The organism is Paenibacillus sp. W2I17, from assembly GCF_030815985.1.
Taxonomy (GTDB): Bacteria; Bacillota; Bacilli; order Paenibacillales; family Paenibacillaceae; genus Paenibacillus.
The window spans coordinates 6,120,509-6,139,918 of record NZ_JAUSXM010000001.1; the positions used below are offsets into that span (position 1 = coordinate 6,120,509).

A 19,410-nucleotide genomic window follows, 5' to 3' on the forward strand; every position below is an offset into this window, starting at 1 on the left:
TTTTGGATTTTAAAGATTATATTCGTGTCATTCCTGACTTTCCACAACCGGGAATCAGCTTTAAGGACATTACAACATTGTTGAAGGATGGAGAAATGTACCGCAATGCGATCAATGAACTGAAAGTGATGGTTTCTGATCTCAAGATTGACGTTATTGCTGGACCTGAAGCACGTGGTTTCGTTGTGGGCGCCCCTCTGGCATATGCTCTTGGTGTCGGTTTTGCTCCGATTCGCAAAAGTGGAAAACTGCCTGGAGAGACGATCGAAGTTGGTTATGATCTCGAGTATGGCAAGGATACACTCGCGATGCACACAGATGCGATTGAAAAAGGTCAAAATGTCCTGATCGCAGATGATCTGCTCGCAACGGGTGGAACGATTGCAACTTCCATCAACTTGATTGAACAATTGGGTGGGAACGTTGTCGGAGCTGCCTTCCTGATCGAACTGTCTGATCTGAATGGTCGTGCTAAATTGCCAGAGAAAATCGATGTATTCACATTGATGAACTACTAAGTTTAAAATCTCCACTTGGAGTGTTGTGATTAAAACCTGAATTGCTTTTCCCTTTTCCCGGGAAATAATATACAGCATTAATGATTGCGAAAAAAGCCTGTTCTTTCCATCCGTTAGGGTTGGAAAGAACAGGCTTTTTGATGTCTATACGATGTGAATTAATCGGGCGTTTTTTCAGTGATAGGCTGTTTTTGCGAATCGTCATTTAACCAACCCAGTACTTCAAACAGTTTGAACAACAAGCTCATCAGGATTCCGACGATGGTTGCCAGTGCCATCCCTTTCAGATGAATACCGTAGAAGGTAACTTCTGTACCACTTAGTCCGATGACCAGTACAAGTGTAGTAAGCAGCAGATTGGTCGGTTTGGCAAAATCAACTTTCTGTTCAACCAGAATACGCAGACCGGATGCTGCAATAACTCCGAACAGAAGCAGGGATACCCCACCCATAACAGGCACAGGAATGTTGGCTACAAGCGCCGAGAATGTTCCTGAGAAGGAGAGTACGATTGCAATAACCGCTGCACCACCAATGACATATGTGGAGTATACGCGAGTCAGTGCCATAACACCGATGTTCTCACCATAGGTTGTATTGGGAGTAGATCCTACAAACCCGGAAAGAATGGTGGATACGCCGTTACCAAGCAGGGAACGATGAAGCCCAGGGTCTTTCGAGAGATCCTTGCCTACAATGCTGCTCGTTACAAGCAAATGTCCAATATGTTCTACAATAACCACGAGTGCTACAGGTAGAATGGTGAAGACAACAGACCAGTCAAATGTAGGAGTGGTTACGGTTGGCAGTGAGAGAAAATCAGCGTTTCCAATAGCCTGTTTATCAACCAGACCCATAGAATAGCCAAGGATATAACCAACTACGATACCGATTAGAATATGAATGATTTTGGGGAATCCACGGAACGTTACGGCTCCAATGACAGTGATACCGAGTGTGGCCATGGATAAAATAATGGGTTTGGCCTGCGGCACCCAGTTGGGATTAGCAACAGGATCAGAATTAATCAATCCGGCCATTTGCGCTGCAACAGGTACAAGCTCCAGACCGATCAGAGCAACGATGGCACCCATAACTGCTGGTGGGAATACAACGTTGATCCATCCTGTCCCGGCATATTTAATAATTAAAGCCACCAGGCAGAAAACAAGTCCAGTTATAATAAAAGCTCCAAGTGCCATGGAATAACCGTTCTCTGGATGTGTTTTCAATACTGAAGTGACAGGAGCAATAAAGGCAAAACTGGACCCAAGGTATGCGGGGATCTTTCCTTTACACATCAGTATGTACAACAGTGTTCCAATCCCGTTCATCAGCAGGATCATACTTGGATCAACACCGAACAGGTTTGGTACAAGCACCGTACTGCCAAACATGGCGAACAAATGCTGAAGGCTAAGCAGTGAACCTGAGCCAAGTGGCATCTTTTGATTAACCTGAATTTCGCGTTGCAATGAATTCCATCTCCTTTTCCGAAACACAAACTTTCAATAGATTACAGAGTTTCTCTTAATTAATCAATAACATTTTTGATGTAGCAGAGCGATGGAATTAATATTTTCATGAATTTTCCTTCTATTTCAGCAAATAACGGCAATAATACATAAGAAAATAAGAAATACATCCAATCCCCTGTGGGTCATAGGGAAACGGGTTAGAAGTAATTCAAATCACCAATATAAAAATTGGATAAGCGCTCTTATTCGTCAGCAGTTGACGGGAAACGGGCGAAGCGTCATAATTATAGGAAATTACTTTTACGGGGAACCTGTGTTGCAGCACTGTCACGGGTTCCATTTGGTATAGAAAGGACACGGAACAGATCAGAATGGGCATAGAGCAATTACTCGAGAAGGCCGGGGCATATATCAAAGAACCCGATCTGGTGCGCATACGAGAAGCTTACGAATTTGCTGATCAGGCCCACCATGGACAGACGCGAAAATCGGGAGAACCGTATATTCTGCATCCGCTTGCGGTTGCCGACATTGTTGTGAATATGCAGATGGACACCATCTCCATAATAGCAGCGCTTCTTCATGATGTAGTAGAGGATACTACGGTCTCACTTGAAGAGATCCGCAATCATTTCGGCAATACGTGTGCCATGCTTGTTGACGGCTTGACGAAGCTGGAACGTATTCAGTTTCGCTCCAAGGAAGAACAGCAGAACGAGAACTACCGCAAAATGTTCATCGCCATGGCGCAGGACATCCGTGTCATCGTGATTAAATTGGCTGACCGTCTGCATAATATGCGGACACTCAAATTTCAGTCGGAAGAAAGCCAGCGCCGGATTTCATATGAGACGCTGGAAATTTTCTGTCCGATTGCAAACCGTTTGGGTATCTCTGCAATCAAATGGGAAATGGAGGACATCGCCCTCCGTTATTTGAATCCGCAGCAGTATTACCGAATTGCAAACCTGATGCACAAAAAACGTGCGGAACGTGAGCAATATATTGATACGGTTATGGATGGAATTACGAACAAGCTCGATGAGATGGGAATTCAGGCAGACCTTTCGGGCCGCCCGAAACATATCTACAGCGTGTTCAAGAAAATGACCACCAAAAACAAGCAGTTTAACGAAATTTATGATCTGCTTGCCATCCGTATTATTGTGGATAATATCAAGGATTGTTATGCTACCCTGGGAATTATACACACGCTATGGAAACCGATGCCTGGACGCTTTAAAGACTACATTGCGATGCCGAAGGCGAATATGTATCAATCGCTGCATACAACGGTAGTTGGTCCCAATGGCGAACCAACGGAAGTACAGATTCGTACATGGGATATGCACCGGACTGCTGAATTTGGTATTGCTGCCCACTGGGCCTACAAAGAAGGCGCTGCGAACGGAAATCATTTTGAAGATAAGATTACGTTCTTCCGTGAAATTCTTGAACTTCAAAACGAAGCACAGGATGCATCAGAATTCGTAGAGTCACTCAAAATGGATTTCTTCTCGGATCTGGTATTTGTATTTACGCCAAAAGGAGAAGTCATCGAATTGCCGATTGGCTCTGTTCCTTTGGATTTTGCTTATCGAATCCATACGGAGGTTGGTAATCGGACCATTGGTGCCAAAGTAAACGGTCGGATTGTTCCGCTCGATTATCATCTGAAGACAGGTGATATCATCGAAATTTTGACGTCCAAACATTCTTACGGACCGAGCCAGGACTGGATGAAAATTGCGAAATCTTCTCATGCACGAGCGAAGATCAAGCAATGGTTCAAGAAGGAACGCCGTGAAGAAAACGTTGAAAAAGGTCGGGAGAGCTGTGAGCGTGAACTGAAACGCATGGGGCTTGATCCTTCTGCGTGGATGACAGATGACAAGTTGATGGAAGCTGCCAAAAAATATGCGTTTAACGATATTGATGACATGCTTGCGGCTGTTGGATTCGGTGGGATTACTGCTGCACAGATTGTAACCAAAGCAACCGAAAAACTGCGTAAAGAGCAGGAAGAGTCCAGTTTGCTGGAATTAAATTCCGAGATGCGCGAGCTGAAACCTGCGCCTGAGCGCAGAAATCGACCAACCAACGGTATTCGTGTCAAAGGCATCGATAATCTGCTTGTTCGATTCGCACGATGCTGTAATCCTGTACCTGGGGATGACATTATCGGATACGTTACACGCGGACGCGGCGTTTCCGTACACCGTAGTGACTGTCCAAATATCCCGACAAGTGCAGACGGAGAAGAAGCAGCACGTGTTATTGAGGTCGAGTGGGAAGAGAATATCGAAGCGAGTTACAGTGTGGATATAGAGATTACAGGCCATGATCGAAATGGCTTGCTCAACGAGGTACTTCAGGCTGTATCCGAAAGTAAAACCAATATATCTGCCGTTACAGGACGGACAGATAAAAATAAATTAGCATTGGTGCACGTCACAATTCTGATTCGTAATACGGATCATCTGCAATCCGTTGTTGAACGGATCAAACGTGTGAAAGATGTCTATTCGGTGCATCGGATTATGCAGTAAGGAGCCTGTAAGATGAGGGTGCTTGTACAACGCTGTAAAGAGGCTCAGGTGACCGTGGGAGACGAGCTTACCGGTAAGATCGAATCCGGATTAATGCTGCTCGTAGGCATTACCCATGAGGACACCGAGAAGGATGCCCAGTATCTGGCTGACAAAGTTAGTGGGTTGCGGATATTTGAGGATGATCAGGAGAAGATGAATCTCAGCCTGCTTGATGTAGGCGGTGCTGTATTGTCTGTTTCCCAGTTCACCCTGTACGGAGATTGTCGCAAAGGAAAGCGTCCGAGCTTTGCGGCTGCGGCCCGACCTGAAGCGGCGGAACTGTTATATGAAACGTTTAATCAACTACTACGCGATAAAGGTATTCAGGTTGAAACCGGGCGTTTCGGAGCGATGATGGATGTAACATTTACCAACTGGGGACCCGTGACTTTGATGCTTGAAAGTTCGGTTCGTCAGGAACCACGTGCATAATTTCATTGGGTTCAGGCCATAATAAGGGATAATTCGTTGATGACTATTTGATGATCAAAGGAGTATCCATCCAATTATGCGCCAATCTGCGAAAGAAACACGTACCCGTTCAGAACCTTTGTTACTCCCTGGCAACCTGTATGAATCATTGCACCTTGCCCGTTCGGCTGCTGAATATGTTGCAACGATCTGGGCCCTTCAGGATTCGGACAAAGGGAAGCAGAGTCATCTTCCGCGATCTTGAATGTTTACACAGGTATATAATTATCCGATATTTGGATTATACAGATTCTGAAAAAGTCCTGATTCCTTACCGAATCAGGACTTTTTGTCGTGAGTAGATCTTTTTTAATTATTCGTTTGACGACTGCTTTATAAAATGAAATTATATTGAATTGTTATAAATTGCTCTGGTGAGGGTAATAACAAAACGAGGCACAACGAAGTGCCAATGTACTGCAAGACCCGATTTTATAAAGAAAGTTCGAACACGGAAAGGAGAACATACGTTATGAGTAAAGTTGCTTTTTTATTGGCGAATGACTTTGAAGATTCGGAGATGCAGGTCCCGTATGACGAAGTAAAGAAAGCTGGACATGAAGTGGAGATTATCGGATTAAAAGCCGGTGAGACCCTTAAAGGTAAAGGAGGAAAGGCCTCCTATACCACAGATAAGGCGATTGGTGATGCATCCGCTTCAGATTATGATGCAGTCGTGATTCCTGGTGGATCATCCCCTGAGAATTTGCGAACTGATGCGCACATCTTGAAGTTTGTCACCGAGATCAACAGTGCGAAGAAACCAATTGCTGCGATCTGTCATGGTCCGCAAATTTTGGCTAGTGCCGGTCTGTTGAAAGGCCGCACCATTACATCCTATCCACCACTTAAGGATGACATGGTAAACGCAGGAGCAGAGTTCAAGGATCATGAGGCCGTTGTGGATGGAAACTATATTACATCCCGTACGCCTGAAGATGAGCCAGCGTTTGTACGTGAACTGCTAAAAGTTATATAACTTCAGCTAGTGCAACTGACATATATTGATGTATCTTAACTATGTTACATCGTGGGGTTACGAAACTTCACGTTGCATTTCATTCCGAAAAAGGAGGGTTTGACATGACAAAACATATTCAGGCGTATTTTCGAACCGAAGACGAGGCAGAGGGAGCAAGAACTTCACTTCAGACGTTCCGTACAGAGCATTTGGAAGTAGGTCAGCTTGATAGTGCGATAGGTAGAGACACGCGTGTTATGGTGCCACTGGTGCCTTATAATACAGCAGGTGGCGTAGGTACCAACGGAGCAATGGGTGTAGGTGCAGCCCCGGGTGTTCCAGCCAGCGAAAATGTGATCCCTGTGGTAGCCAATGTGGACCGTGATGCAGAACGGGATACTCGTGACAGAGTGAATGAGGATGGAGACATGCTGAGTGCTGCGGATGTGTCTTCGGCCGATTATGATGATCTGCATTATGTTCTGTCTGCCAAAGTAAGGGATGAGGATTATGACGAGATTGTTCATAAGCTTCGTTCCAACCATGCCTATGTGGAAGAGTTGAACTAACGTGTAGATACTTCTTGGCCCTTGCACTGCTTGACTATAGAGTCGAGTAATGTGCAAGGGTTTTTTAATCAGGAGGATATTAAAAAACTAATTTATAAAGCGCTATCATTTTTGTAATATTACTGTAATATTAGATACATAAGCCTTTAACATAGTGGGCTTATAATAACACACATGACCCCCTTTTTTTATATATCCTTTGAGCCTGCACACCGTGTGCAGGCTATTTTTTTTGAGCTGAGAATGTGTATGTTTTGGGCAGAGCTTACCCCTTTATTCAATTTTTGCTAAAATAGAGAGATGGGTTTATATATTACTACAGCGAATTGTTTTCATAGTTGGGCTACATAGGACGGTAAATCGAGCTCCAGCGATTGGGTTCAGGCGAATCCAATCCTATGACAGAGAGTATGAGGAACTCATCGCCAGAGTGATCCGTCATATTCCAGATGAACATATACTCGCTGAAACGGCCCCGCCTTTTTATATAAGTACGGGACAGCCGTTTCTGCTTGATCGATGGAATTTGAAAGTTATATAGAATGCCTCGTTTGAGAAATGACACCTACAATGCTAAAGCAACAGAGTTCTCATGCGAATGGCTAGAGACAGATTTAAGGGGGAATTAGTTTTGAGTAAGGTTGGAAGAAATGATTTATGCCCATGCGGTAGTGGGAAAAAATATAAGAAATGTTGTCTGAACAAGGAGTCCTCTGCAGTAGAATCCATACTGGGGATAATATCAACGGAGCAACCGGTTCGGGAAGCCTCCATTCAGCCTGAGAGCAAACTGACCTTGACCAAGCTGAAAAAGATGGTGGCAAGTGATTTGAAATGGGAGCATCCGGCTCACGAACAGCTGGCCCTGCAGACTATTGAGAACATGAGGAACCAATACGAGCCAGAGGTAATTTTGGAAGCTCTGGTGCTATGGAACGGCTACTCCCGTCAGACCCGCCCTACTGTGAAGAAGACAGGCTCGTTCTCTGCTGCAATTGAGTATTTGCTGTCCGAGGAATACGGCTTCAATGTCTCAAAGGCTGAGTTGGCTGATAAATATGAGGTAACGACAGGCACGATCTCCCGGAAGGTTAAGGAGATGAATAGTTACATCGAAGAATACGGCATGGGCGGTGAAACGGACGAGCTATTGATGCTGAACGGTCCAGGCACATCGAAAGACAAAGCACAGGCTCTGCTGTCTAAGGCGATGGAAGCGAGCTCTTCCAAACGGAGAGTACATCTGGCGGAAACAGCGCTGGAGATGTATCCTGACAGTTCTGATGCGTATCTCATTTTGGCTGAGGAATCGGACAATGAGCATGATGCACGATCTTACCTCAAGGAAGGAATCGCTGCTGGCAAACGTGAACTGGGCGAACTGTTCTTTGAGGAGAACAAAGGGGACTTCTGGGGGCTTCATGAGACTCGTCCCTATATCCGGATATGCAAAAGCTATGCCGAATCCTGCTGGTTTGGCGGAGATACCAAAGAAGCAGCACAGATCCTGGAGCATATGCTAGAGCTTAATACGGAAGACAATACCGGAGCACGTTACCTGCTCGCTGCTGTGTATTTGAACAGTAACCAATTGGATCAGGCAGAGCAATTGCTGGAGGAGTATGGAAGAGGTGACACCGCAACTGCCTTTGCCTATGACAAGATCATTCTGGAGTATAAGAAAAACGGAATCACCTCCCAGCTCAAAATGCTGTACCGTGTGGCCCGGGGTGTGAACAAACATGTGCCTGATTACCTGTTGGGTTTGAAGCGGCTGCCGCATAACCTCCCTGACTTTGTCGGAATGGGCGACTCCGACGAAGCGATTGAATATGTCATTATGCATTCCCGTTTATGGGCGAGCACGCCGGATCTGTTGAAGTGGATGCTGCAACAATAGAGGAATAAGAAGCGAATAGAAGTTGGAATTCATATGATGAATCCAGCTTCTATTATCCGTGATTTCTGTGACTCCCCATCCGGTGCAGCGTGTGAGCAAAATTTTTAGAGCTATCTTTTCGTGTTAACCCTTGACTTTAGCACTGCGGTTCATTACAATCAGAAAATAATACGTTGACTACAGTCAATACAAGTCGATTTTTGAACTATATTACTGATTTGATGACGGGACCAAGTACTCCGTGCCCACATGACCAGAGAGGAATCCCAAGGCTGTAAGGATTCTCTTGATGAGCGGACGAATGACTTCCCCGAGAACAGACGGCGAACACAGCAGATATGATCTGTTGACCAGTAGCTGGCCTGCGCAGGACGTGCGTTACACGTAGAGCGGAATATCTGCTTGATCAGGGTGCTGTATGCAATCCTGAATCATCAGAGATCACCTGAACGGCTAAAGTGTCAGGTTTCCGGAATGTGGGTGGTACCACGGGTGAATGTATATTACACAATCTCTCGTCCCTTTGTTTGCTGTATACACAGCGACAGGGCGAGGGGTTTTTTTGTTATATAAGTTGATTTAAAAGAAATACACGAAAACGGAGAGGGCAGAAAAAACCTGTAAAAGCGAAGCGTTCGCCTAAAAGCTTTCTGAAAGAAAGCTGCATCGGAAGCATATGCTATCACCGGATTTCCACATTATAAAATTAATTCAATAAATCTGGGGATAACAGCGATTGTAAGGTTGTTCTGCCCGCGCAGTGATCACGTGTAGAATTTTTTAACTTTTAGAGAAAAAAATCAATGCTGGAGGGATCAAGATGGCTTTTCAAAAACCGACTGGAACGCAGGACTTACTGCCTGGAGTTGTCGAGAAATGGCAGTACGTAGAAGAAAAAGCACGAGATCTGTGTCGACGGTTTAATTACCGTGAGATTCGCACACCGATCTTCGAACAGACTTCTTTATTTGTACGCGGTGTAGGAGAGACTACCGATATCGTTGAGAAAGAAATGTATACCTTTGATGACAAAGGCAATCGCAGCATGACTCTTCGTCCAGAGGGAACAGCGGGTGTTGTCCGTGCGTATGTAGAGAATAAAATCTACGGCGAACCGGATGTGAGCAAGCTCTATTACATCGGTCCGATGTTCCGGTACGAGCGTCCGCAGGCAGGCCGTCAACGTCAGTTCCACCAGTTTGGTGTAGAAGCCATCGGTGCACTGGACCCGGCGATTGATGCCGAAGTGATCGCACTTGGCTACCAATTGTGCGTGGAACTCGGCTTGAAGGATGTCAAAGTAGAGATCAACTCCGTTGGTAACTCGACCAGCCGTGCAGAATATCGCGAGACGTTACTTGGGTTCCTTAGACCGATGAAAGACAGCCTGTGCAAGGACTGCCAGTCCCGCATGGAGCGTAATCCGCTGCGTGTGCTCGATTGCAAAGTTGATCAGGACAAATTCGTTGGGGCACCTTCCATACTGGATAGCCTGGATGAAGAGTCTTTGAATCACTTTGCCAAGCTGCAGGCTTACCTGGATGATTTCGGAGTGGATTATGCTGTGAACAATCGTCTTGTACGGGGCTTGGATTATTACACACTGACTGCGTTTGAATTAAAAGCCCAAGGTATTGGAGCAATAGATACGGTTGGCGGCGGTGGTCGGTACAATGGTCTCGTTGGAGATATCGGCGGACCTGATCAGCCGGGCATCGGCTTCGGTATTGGTCTGGAGCGTATTCAACTGATTCTGGAGCACCAAAACATTGAGGTTACTACACTGGCTCCACTGGATGTGTACTTTGTTGCTCTGGGAGAGGCAGCTGATCGTGAAGTGAACCGTCTGTTGTTCAAACTTCGTCAGTCGGGACTGTCTGGGGAACGTGATTATCTGGGCCGTAAAATGAAAGCACAGATGAAATCAGCTGACCGTTTCAAATCCCGCTATACTGCCATCCTTGGTGATGACGAGCTGGAGCGTGGTGAGATCGCCCTCAAGTCGATGGATACGGGTGAACAACAAACCGTGAAGCTGGATGATCTGGTAGCGGCAATTCGCGAAGGTAAATAAGCATGAAGTGTTACATTAAGTCTTAAACATTCAAGTAAAACAATTGATCCGGCAAAATTACTGAGGTTCATCGACGTTTCCTTAAGCGGAAGTTGGCGAGCCAGAGGTAACATGCCTTTTCGAATACAGGGTCTACACGTAACCGGACTGTTGAAGAGCAGGTACTATCTGCCCATACAGAACGGAAATTCACATAATGAGGAGTTTGGTTATGAAAAGAAGTCATCATTGCGGCGCATTAACACCCGCACACATCGGTGAAACAGTAACATTGAACGGTTGGGTTCAGACCCGTCGTGACTTGGGGGGTGTACTCTTCATCGACCTGCGTGATCGCAGCGGGGATTGTACAAGTTGTCTTTAACCCGGCTTATTCCGGTGAAGCTCTGCAAATCGCAGATCGCGTACGTAGCGAGTATGTTATCGCTGTAACAGGTAAAGTCGTTAAACGTGATGCAGAAACAGTTAACAAAAACCTGCCTACTGGCGAAATTGAAGTTCAAATTACAGAAATCGAAGTGCTGAACGCAGCAAAAACACCTCCATTCTTCATTGAAGATGGTGTTGAAGTTGATGAATCCCTTCGTTTGAAATATCGTTACCTGGACCTGCGTCGTCCGGAAATGTTCGAAACACTGAAACTGCGTTCCAAAGCATCCAAAGTGTTCCGTGACTACCTGGATGGAGAAGAGTTCGTTGAAGTGGAAACACCGATTTTGACTAAGAGCTCCCCGGAAGGTGCGCGTGATTATCTCGTACCGAGCCGTGTGCATGAAGGTGAATTCTTCGCCTTGCCACAATCCCCACAAATCTACAAACAGTTGCTGATGGTGGGCGGCGTTGAGCGTTACTATCAAATCGCTCGTTGTTTCCGGGATGAGGATCTGCGTGCAGACCGTCAACCAGAATTCACTCAAGTCGACATCGAGACTTCTTTCTTGCAACAGGATGACCTGCTGCCAATGATGGAAGAACTGATGGCCAAATTGCTGCGTGAAACCAAAGGCATTGAGCTGGAACTGCCTTTCCAACGGATTACGTATGCAGATGCAATGGGTAAATATGGTTCAGACAAACCAGATCTGCGCTTTGGTATGGAACTGGTTGAAATGAACGATATTGTAGTAAACAGTGGTGTGAAAGTATTTGCTTCTGTCATCGAAAAAGGTGGAGAAGTGAAAGTGCTGAACGCTAAAGGCTGTGGCACATGGAGCCGTAAAGAGATCGATGATCTCGGACCATTTGCTGCACGTTACGGTGCGAAAGGTCTGGCTTGGATTCAAGTGAAAGACGGCGAGTTCAAAGGGCCAATCGTGAAGTTCTTCACGCCTGAAGAAATCGTAGCTGTCAAAGAACGTACGGGTGCTGAAGATGGCGACTTGTTGCTCTTCTCCGCAGACACGAAAAAAGTGGTTGCTGACGTTCTTGGCGCACTGCGTCTGAAAATCGGCCGTCAACTTGGATTGATCGATGATAGCAAATTCAAATTTGCTTGGGTTGTGGACTTCCCACTCCTCGGATATGATGAAGATGCGAAACGTTATGTGGCAGAACACCATCCGTTCACACGTCCAAAAGACGAAGATGTACATCTCTTCGACACTGATCCGGGTGCAATCCGCGCTCAAGCCTATGACCTTGTTCTCAATGGTTATGAAGTAGGTGGCGGTTCAATGCGTATCTACAAACGTGATGTTCAGGAGAAAATGTTTGCTGCCCTTGGACTCTCACCAGAAGTAGCGAATGAGAAATTCGGCTATCTGTTGGAAGCATTCGAATATGGAACTCCACCGCATGGTGGTATTGCCTTTGGTCTGGACCGTCTTGTGATGTTGCTGGCGGGTCGCACGAACTTGCGTGAAACGATTGCCTTCCCGAAAACGGCAAGTGCAACGGATCTGCTCATGAATGCACCTTCTGAAGTGGATGACTCGCAATTGGAACAACTTCATATCCGCGTAGCCCGTAAACCGGTAGCGGAAAAGAAATAAAGGAGGCATCGATTCTCAATGCTCCATCAATTTTCAAGAACAGAACTTGCGATCGGACCTGAAGGTCTGGACGCATTGAAGAATAGTACAGTCGCTGTGCTCGGTATTGGCGGCGTAGGTGGAATTGCTGTAGAAGCTCTTGCCCGTAGCGGCGTTGGGCGCATCATCCTGATTGATAAAGACGTAGTGGACATCACCAATATTAACCGCCAGATTCATGCTCTGACCACGACAGTAGGGCAGAAAAAAGCGGATCTGATGGTGGAACGTGTGAAACTGATCAATCCGGAATGTGATGCGATTGCATTGAATATGTTTTACACGGAAGAAACGTATGAGGAATTGTTCAAATATGAACTGGATTATGTGCTGGATGCATCCGACACGATTATCTACAAAATCCATCTCATTAAAGAGTGCCTCAAACGTAAAATTCCGATGATTTCCAGCATGGGTGCGGCGAATAAAATGGATCCAACGAAATTCCAGGTTGCAGATATTTCGAAAACAACCATGGACCCGATTGCCCGTGTTGTGCGGACTACACTTCGCAAAGACGGCATTAAAAAAGGTGTGAAGGTGGTCTTCTCGACTGAAAAGCCGATGAAACCGCGCGAGGACGTAACACAGAAAATCGTTCCCGAGAATGCTCCGGAAATTCGCAAGGCCAAACAGCCACCTGCGAGTAACTCATTCGTGCCTCCGGTAGCTGGACTGATTATGGTCAGTGTTGCGATTAAGGATTTGTTAGAAATTGCAGAGAACAAGCAGCAGTAACTTGCTGCCAACTGAAGAAGCGTGGATGCCGATAAGGCATCTGCGCTTTTTTGTGTGATCATACTTCGGAAGACCGGAGCGGATGGGACGTCAATCGTCTATGATAGCCGAACTGTATTCATAGATAAATGTCAGAGTTACGTCATGTACTTCAAAGTCAAAACCGTGTATGATATTCACTGCTGCGCGAAATGATGATACATACATAATGAATTTACGGCCATATAGGTTCAACTTAACTTTTTACACGAGAACGGAGAGGACAGAAAAAAGCTGGAGAAGCGAAGCGTTCGCCTTTATCACCGGATTTTCCCCTTGGAGAAGGAGATGCAAAAAATCTGGGGATAACAGCGATCGAAAGGTTATTCTGTCATCGGAGTGGCAAGTGTAAACATTCTTTAGTTGAATTTATAATTAGAGAGAGGGGAATAGAACGAAATGAAACACGGATGGATGACCAGACGTCTTGGCATGGAGCCAGGAGACCAGTGGAAGAAGGAAGTTGTGGCGGGAGCCATTTCCTATTTTGCTGTGGTCTATATCGTTATGGTCAATGCTACAATTCTTTCCGATGCCGGGATGCCCTTGCAGGCGGCCATGGTTGGAACCCTGCTGACATCCATTGCAGGCTGTTTGCTCATGGCATTTGGCGGAAAATCACCGATTATCGTGGTACCCGGAATGGGGATCAATGCATTTTTTACGTATACACTTGTACATTCCATGAAATTAAGCTGGCAAGAAGCGCTGGCCGTTGTAACCGTTACAGGTATACTGTTTGCCATTGTTGCGTTTACGTCACTATACAAAATGATCAGCGAAGCGATTCCAAAAAATCTGCAGCATGGGATTACGGTGGGAATTGGTTTGTTTCTGACATTTATCGGTTTACAAAAAAGTGGAATTGTCATCGCACATCAGACCACGTTTGTTGCGATTGGGCATTTCAATGATCCGAATGTCATTACAGCCTGCGTTACGCTGGTGCTTGCCTTGATTTTATTTATACGGAACGTACAGGGTGGGCTTCTGATCAGTATTCTGGTCGGGACAGGCCTTGCCTATGTACTTGGAGCAGTGAACCCGGGTGAATCCGTATCAGCGATGGATGCGCTGCGTCAATACGGTGGGTTGTTTGGCGAATTGTCTTTGATGAAGCTGGCTGATGTTGCCTTCTGGATCGCGGTATTTTTGCTACTACTAATTGTGGTGTTCGAAAATATCGGATTAATTACCGCTCAGACACAGATGATTGGTCGTCCAGAGCGATTCAAAGGAAGTCTACGCGCCCTATCCATTAGTACCGTACTGGCAGGTGTATTCGGAAGCAGTCCTCCTGTTGCTGCAGCCGAGACTACAGCCGGAATTGCCGCAGGCGGTCGCACAGGTTTGACTCCACTCGTTACAGCCGTGTTATTCGGGGCTACTTTTTTCTTCATTCCGCTGCTCGGTTATATTCCAGACAGTGCAATTGCGCCCATTTTGATCATTATTGGTGGCCTGATGGTCCAAGGTGTGAAAGATATGGATTTTGGTGACTTCACAGAGGCATTCCCGGCATTCCTGATCATGGTCATGATTCCATTTACATATAGCATCGTGGACGGTATGGCGTTTGGATTTATTGCCTATCCATTAGCGAAGCTGGCAGCAGGTCAGGGTAAACAGGTACCTGTGGTCATGTATGGCATTTCCATCCTCTTTTTAGCCAATTTTGTGTTGCATGGCGTTTTGTAATAAGAAAAGGCAACGTCATGTAAATTCATACGTATGATCTCTGGTGAGCAGATGGAGAACGGGAGGAACGGGAATGGAAGAGCAGCAACAAGCAGGGCAGAATGAACCGAAGGTAGGAAAAAAGGGATTTAAGGATTTCGTCAAGCTTATCGCTTCCACGAACCCGCCAAAACTGATCTTGATTCTAGCCCTCATCTTAACCCTGATTCAAACTACAGCCGGACTGATCGTGCCATTGATGACCAAAGGTCTGATTGATGGATTAACCACTTCGGCATTGAACAAATCTGTTATTTTGTTATTGCTTGGGGCATTTGTAATTCAGGCAATTGCCTCGGGTATTAGCATTTATATGTTAAATTACGCCGGACAACGCGTCGTCGCAACACTTCGCACCAAGCTGTGGAACAAGGTATTGTCGCTGCGAATGCCGTATTTCGACCGCAATCGTACAGGCGATACGATGAGCCGGATTACGAATGATACAAGCCAGATCATGACGTTGATCGCGGATTATCTAGTTTCCTTTGTATCCAACATCGTCGCTGTTGTGGGTGGCGTGGCATTACTATTTTACTTGGATTGGGTGATGTCGCTCATTATTCTGAGTCTGGTGCCACTTACGTTGTTGATTCTGTTGCCGGTCGGGAAGAAAATGTACAAGATCTCCAAGAAGCAGCAGGATGAGATGGCAGGTCTTACGTCCGTGCTCAGTCAGGTTATTGGTGAGATCCGCTTGGTCAAAGCCTACGGCACGGAGAAACAGGAAGTGGAAGCAGGGGATTCCCGGATTCGTAAAATGTTTGCTTTTGGCTTGCAGGAAGCACGCATCCTCGCTCTGATCGGTCCCTTGTTTACATTTGTCATGACTGCCGTGTTGGTCGTTATTCTGGGTGTGGGGGGAATGCGTGTAGCGTCTGGCATGCTGTCACCGGGTGAACTGGTTGCGTTCATTTTGCTGTTGTTCCAGGTCATTATGCCAATGGGACAATTCACGACGCTGTACTCCCGTTTACAGAAAGTAGTTGGTGCTACGGAGCGCATACAAGCTATTCTTGCCGATGAGGAAGAGCCGCATGACAGCACCAAGGTAGCTCCAAAAGGAAATGAGACGATTGCATTCCATAATGTACACTTTTCCTATGTTACAGGTGAGGAAGTGTTGCACGGAATCAATCTGACGGTACCTACACAAAAAGTGACAGCGATTGTCGGTCCAAGCGGTAGCGGCAAATCAACGCTGTTCTCTTTGATGGAGCAGTTCTATATGCCAGATTCAGGCTACATTTCATATGGAGGACAAGCGATAACGGATTATTCTTTGGCCTCCTGGCGCAGCAAGATCGGGTATGTATCTCAGGAAAGTCCACTTATGGCGGGTACGATCAAAGACAACATCACGTACGGATTAGGTCGTGAGGCCACGATGGATGAGATCCGACGAGCTGCTGAGATGGCCTATTCTGCCGACTTTATCGACAAGTTGCCACAGGGATATGACACGGAAGTGGGCGAGAGAGGAATTAAGTTATCCGGGGGCCAACGTCAGCGGATTGCTATTGCTCGTGCCTTACTGCGCAGTCCGGATATTCTGATGTTGGATGAAGCAACATCCAGTCTGGACAGTACCTCGGAGTATGAAGTACAACAGGCTTTGTCCAACCTGATGGAAGGCAGAACCACGATTGTGATAGCACATCGGTTGTCCACAGTAGTGGACTCCGATCAGATTGTTGTATTGGAGCATGGACATGTTACCGGAACAGGAACTCATACGGAATTAATTAGCAACCATCCGGTATACCGTGAATTAGCTCAAAAACAGTTTGTGGCACAGGAAGGGCAAGATTGAAATCAGAACTAGATCGATAACTGTTTTTCAAAGATAAGGTTCAAAAATAGTTCAACTTAAGACTGTTGTTCATACGTTCAGTACGAGCGTGAGCAACGGTTTTCTTTTATCAGGTCACCAGGTGCTGTAGCTTTTTCCACATCAATATGATATAGTGGGTATCCTTTTGCGTCGTCAGTGATTGGCGATGCAGAGCAAAACATATTCTTAGGAGGTAACTGAAACATGTCAGACAGCTTTCAAAGTGCCTATCAAGAAGAAGAGTACAGGTTAGAGCGAACGATGGAGGAAGTGGACAGTCAGCTGGAAAGACTGCAGAACATTCCGGTGTATACCGGCCACGACTTCACAGAACAAGTGCTGGAAGCTGGACGCGAAGAGCGCCGCACCGCCTTGTCCAAGAGCGCGCAGCAACCCTATTTCGGACGCTTGGATTTCGAAGAACAGGGCAGTGGTGCACGGAAACCGCTGTATATTGGCAAAATCGGCGTAGACCGCGAAGAGGTGGGAGAGCATCCGCTCGTCATCGACTGGCGTGCTCCTGTCGCAAGCCTGTTTTACTCATTTACGGGAGGCGAAGCCTCCGCTACCTATGAAGCCCCCGAAGGGCTTATCGAAGGTCTCGTATATCTGAAACGAAACGTTGTCATTCGGCAGCGGATATTGGAACGTGTGGCGGATACATATAACCGTGACAGCGACCAGCCAGCGGTATCAGATGAATTCCTCGTTTATCGTCTGGGAGAGAACAAGGATAACAAACTCCGTGACATCGTATCTACGATTCAGGCGGAGCAGGATCTGATTATTCGTGCAGCGAGAAACACTGCATTGATCATTCAGGGTGTAGCTGGATCTGGGAAAACAACGGTTGCCCTGCATCGGCTTGCCTTTTTGCTATATCAGTACAAGGAGCAGGTATCTGCAGAGAAAATGGTTATTTTTGCACCCAACCACATGTTCCTGGATTACATCTCGGATGTGCTCCCGGAACTTGGAGTAGGGGACATTCAGCAGCGGACGTTCCCGGATTGGGCGATGAATCTGCTGGGGCTGGAGATGCCTTTGGCGAATACGTCGGATACATTGAACACCTGGTTCGAAACACCTGATGCTCGGCCTGAATTGAATGATGATGTACCTGGACGTTACAAAGGATCGATCCGTTTCATGGAGCTTATTCGAGAGTGGCTCTCGGGCATGGAAGCGGATTCCGTACCGGATATGGACTTCAGTCCATGGGATGGTAAGGTGCTCAGCAAGACGGAGATCGAGAACTGGTTCGGTGAGGAATACAAGCATTATCCACTGGCCAAACGCAAAGAGCGGGTCATGGCGAGAGTTCACCGCTGGATTGAGATGGAACTCAAGAAACCGATGCCAGAAGCTGTGCGCAAAGAACGCAAGAAAAAAGCAGCGACTCGTGAGAAGGCCTATGCCAAAAAATGGCCTCAATATGAGCCGCTTACGCTATACAAACAGTTGTTCAAAGCTGCAAAGGGTGGCTCTGTGCCAGCCTCGCTCAGCGGGCTTATTCCAAAACTGGTCATGAAACAAACTGCAGCAGATCTGAAACAGGATATCGTCCGTGAAGAGGACCTGCCTGCATTGGTATACATTCATACATTGGTCCATGATATTGAGGGTTCGGAGCGATTTGACCATATTGTAATCGATGAAGCGCAGGACTTTTCCCCTTTTCATGTGGCGTTATTGGATCAGTTCGTCAAAGGGCATTCCTTCACCATACTGGGTGACTTGTCTCAAGGCATTCATGAGTACCGTGGTGTTCATGCGTGGGAAGAGATGAGTTCTTTATTTCCTGAGGAACAGAATGCATATTTTGCATTAACCCGAAGTTATCGTTCAACGATGGAAATTATCGACTATGCAAACACGATTCTGGAACGTGGCGTCAAGAGCGGGATTACGGCGATTCCTGTTTTCCGTAGTGGTGATCCGGTTCGGACGTTGGCTTATGGAGGCGAAGGGCGGACGGCGAGCCTTGAAGAGGCTTTGAAGGTGTTAACCGTCAAAGACTACCGAACGGTCTCCATTCTGACCCGTACACTGCATGAAGCAGAGGTGCTTCACCGTGACCTTCAGGTCGCAGGCTGGGATCTAAATCTGATCGATGGTGGCAAAAAGCAGTACACGGGTGGACACTCCGTTTTACCTGTCTATCTGTCCAAAGGGTTGGAGTTTGATGCCGTTATTGTGGCAGACGTAGACCAGAAGCATTATTTGCCAAATGCGGGTGATGCAAAGCTGTTGTACGTTGGTTGTACACGGGCCTTGCACGAATTGTGGCTCTTCCATGATGGTGAACTGCCGATCTATGCGGCTGCAACACATAATCCCGATGGCGAGCCGGTAACCGTTCAAGGTTGGCCAGAGCTTGGGTGAATAAAGTTTGTTATACAACAAAAGGCATGACGTTCATGGGAAAGTCCCATAAGCGCATGCCTTTTTCTGCTTTTGTGCGAGAATT

13 protein-coding genes and 1 pseudogene are annotated in these 19,410 nt (G+C 46.5%); 13 read left to right on the forward strand and 1 reads right to left on the reverse strand.

Features of this window, described 5'->3' with window-relative positions; all coding sequences use genetic code 11:
• The first annotated feature begins 2 nt into the window (after positions 1-2).
• Positions 3-518 (forward strand): adenine phosphoribosyltransferase, encoded by a 516-nt coding sequence (locus QF041_RS27405; protein ID WP_091020472.1) that lies wholly within the window; start codon positions 3-5, stop codon positions 516-518.
• A 158-nt stretch (positions 519-676) separates the two neighbouring features.
• Here the strand turns inward: QF041_RS27405 and uraA are convergent, their stop codons facing one another.
• Positions 677-1,993: a uracil permease gene (uraA, locus tag QF041_RS27410; RefSeq protein WP_307416356.1), complete on the reverse strand. Its 1,317-nt coding sequence runs from the start codon at positions 1,991-1,993 to the stop codon at positions 677-679.
• A 374-nt stretch (positions 1,994-2,367) separates the two neighbouring features.
• Here uraA and QF041_RS27415 point away from each other — a divergent pair, with 374 nt between their 5' ends.
• The 12 genes and pseudogenes from QF041_RS27415 to QF041_RS27470 all read left to right on the forward strand — a co-directional run bounded on the left by QF041_RS27415 (position 2,368) and on the right by QF041_RS27470 (position 19,325).
• Positions 2,368-4,545 carry a RelA/SpoT family protein gene (locus QF041_RS27415; RefSeq protein WP_036616894.1) on the forward strand — a complete coding sequence of 726 codons (2,178 nt, stop codon included), beginning with the start codon at positions 2,368-2,370 and terminating at the stop codon, positions 4,543-4,545.
• Between the two features lie 12 nt (positions 4,546-4,557).
• Positions 4,558-5,019: a D-aminoacyl-tRNA deacylase gene (gene dtd / locus QF041_RS27420; protein ID WP_307416357.1), complete on the forward strand. Its 462-nt coding sequence runs from the start codon at positions 4,558-4,560 to the stop codon at positions 5,017-5,019.
• A gap of 76 nt (positions 5,020-5,095) precedes the next feature.
• Positions 5,096-5,263, forward strand: a complete 168-nt coding sequence (locus QF041_RS27425) for a hypothetical protein (RefSeq protein ID WP_017686784.1) — start codon at positions 5,096-5,098, stop codon at positions 5,261-5,263.
• A gap of 267 nt (positions 5,264-5,530) precedes the next feature.
• Entirely contained in the window at positions 5,531-6,037 is a 507-nt protein-coding gene (locus QF041_RS27430; protein WP_105601829.1) for a type 1 glutamine amidotransferase domain-containing protein, read from the forward strand.
• Positions 6,038-6,141: 104 nt separating this feature from the next.
• A complete protein-coding gene (locus QF041_RS27435) occupies positions 6,142-6,588 on the forward strand; it encodes a hypothetical protein (RefSeq protein WP_307416358.1) in 447 nt (148 codons plus the stop codon).
• Positions 6,589-7,219: 631 nt separating this feature from the next.
• Entirely contained in the window at positions 7,220-8,488 is a 1,269-nt protein-coding gene (locus QF041_RS27440) for a tetratricopeptide repeat protein (RefSeq protein ID WP_307416359.1), read from the forward strand.
• A gap of 820 nt (positions 8,489-9,308) precedes the next feature.
• Complete coding sequence (hisS, locus tag QF041_RS27445; RefSeq protein ID WP_017686789.1) at positions 9,309-10,562, forward strand: histidine--tRNA ligase; 1,254 nt, start codon at positions 9,309-9,311, stop codon at positions 10,560-10,562.
• Positions 10,563-10,773: 211 nt separating this feature from the next.
• Positions 10,774-12,553, forward strand: a pseudogene (aspS, locus tag QF041_RS27450) (aspartate--tRNA ligase).
• 18 nt (positions 12,554-12,571) lie between these two features.
• The gene (locus QF041_RS27455) at positions 12,572-13,330 is read left to right on the forward strand and encodes a tRNA threonylcarbamoyladenosine dehydratase (RefSeq protein ID WP_091020457.1); all 759 of its coding nucleotides are present in this window, start codon (positions 12,572-12,574) and stop codon (positions 13,328-13,330) included.
• Positions 13,331-13,768: 438 nt separating this feature from the next.
• Complete coding sequence (locus tag QF041_RS27460; RefSeq protein ID WP_036616916.1) at positions 13,769-15,067, forward strand: NCS2 family permease; 1,299 nt, start codon at positions 13,769-13,771, stop codon at positions 15,065-15,067.
• A gap of 73 nt (positions 15,068-15,140) precedes the next feature.
• Positions 15,141-16,919: an ABC transporter ATP-binding protein gene (locus QF041_RS27465; protein WP_307416361.1), complete on the forward strand. Its 1,779-nt coding sequence runs from the start codon at positions 15,141-15,143 to the stop codon at positions 16,917-16,919.
• Between the two features lie 225 nt (positions 16,920-17,144).
• Positions 17,145-19,325, forward strand: a complete 2,181-nt coding sequence (locus tag QF041_RS27470; RefSeq protein WP_307416362.1) for a HelD family protein — start codon at positions 17,145-17,147, stop codon at positions 19,323-19,325.
• Positions 19,326-19,410: the final 85 nt, after the last annotated feature.

What these genes read in the sequence shown, in the direction of transcription:
- QF041_RS27470 (WP_307416362.1), top strand. Translation starts at nt 17,145, where the DNA reads ATGTCAGACAGCTTTCAAAGTGCCTATCAAGAAGAAGAGTACAGGTTA.
- dtd (WP_307416357.1), top strand. Translation starts at nt 4,558, where the DNA reads ATGAGGGTGCTTGTACAACGCTGTAAAGAGGCTCAGGTGACCGTGGGA.
- QF041_RS27455 (WP_091020457.1), top strand. Translation starts at nt 12,572, where the DNA reads ATGCTCCATCAATTTTCAAGAACAGAACTTGCGATCGGACCTGAAGGT.
- hisS (WP_017686789.1), top strand. Translation starts at nt 9,309, where the DNA reads ATGGCTTTTCAAAAACCGACTGGAACGCAGGACTTACTGCCTGGAGTT.
- QF041_RS27460 (WP_036616916.1), top strand. Translation starts at nt 13,769, where the DNA reads ATGAAACACGGATGGATGACCAGACGTCTTGGCATGGAGCCAGGAGAC.
- QF041_RS27425 (WP_017686784.1), top strand. Translation starts at nt 5,096, where the DNA reads ATGCGCCAATCTGCGAAAGAAACACGTACCCGTTCAGAACCTTTGTTA.
- QF041_RS27415 (WP_036616894.1), top strand. Translation starts at nt 2,368, where the DNA reads ATGGGCATAGAGCAATTACTCGAGAAGGCCGGGGCATATATCAAAGAA.
- QF041_RS27430 (WP_105601829.1), top strand. Translation starts at nt 5,531, where the DNA reads ATGAGTAAAGTTGCTTTTTTATTGGCGAATGACTTTGAAGATTCGGAG.
- QF041_RS27435 (WP_307416358.1), top strand. Translation starts at nt 6,142, where the DNA reads ATGACAAAACATATTCAGGCGTATTTTCGAACCGAAGACGAGGCAGAG.
- QF041_RS27465 (WP_307416361.1), top strand. Translation starts at nt 15,141, where the DNA reads ATGGAAGAGCAGCAACAAGCAGGGCAGAATGAACCGAAGGTAGGAAAA.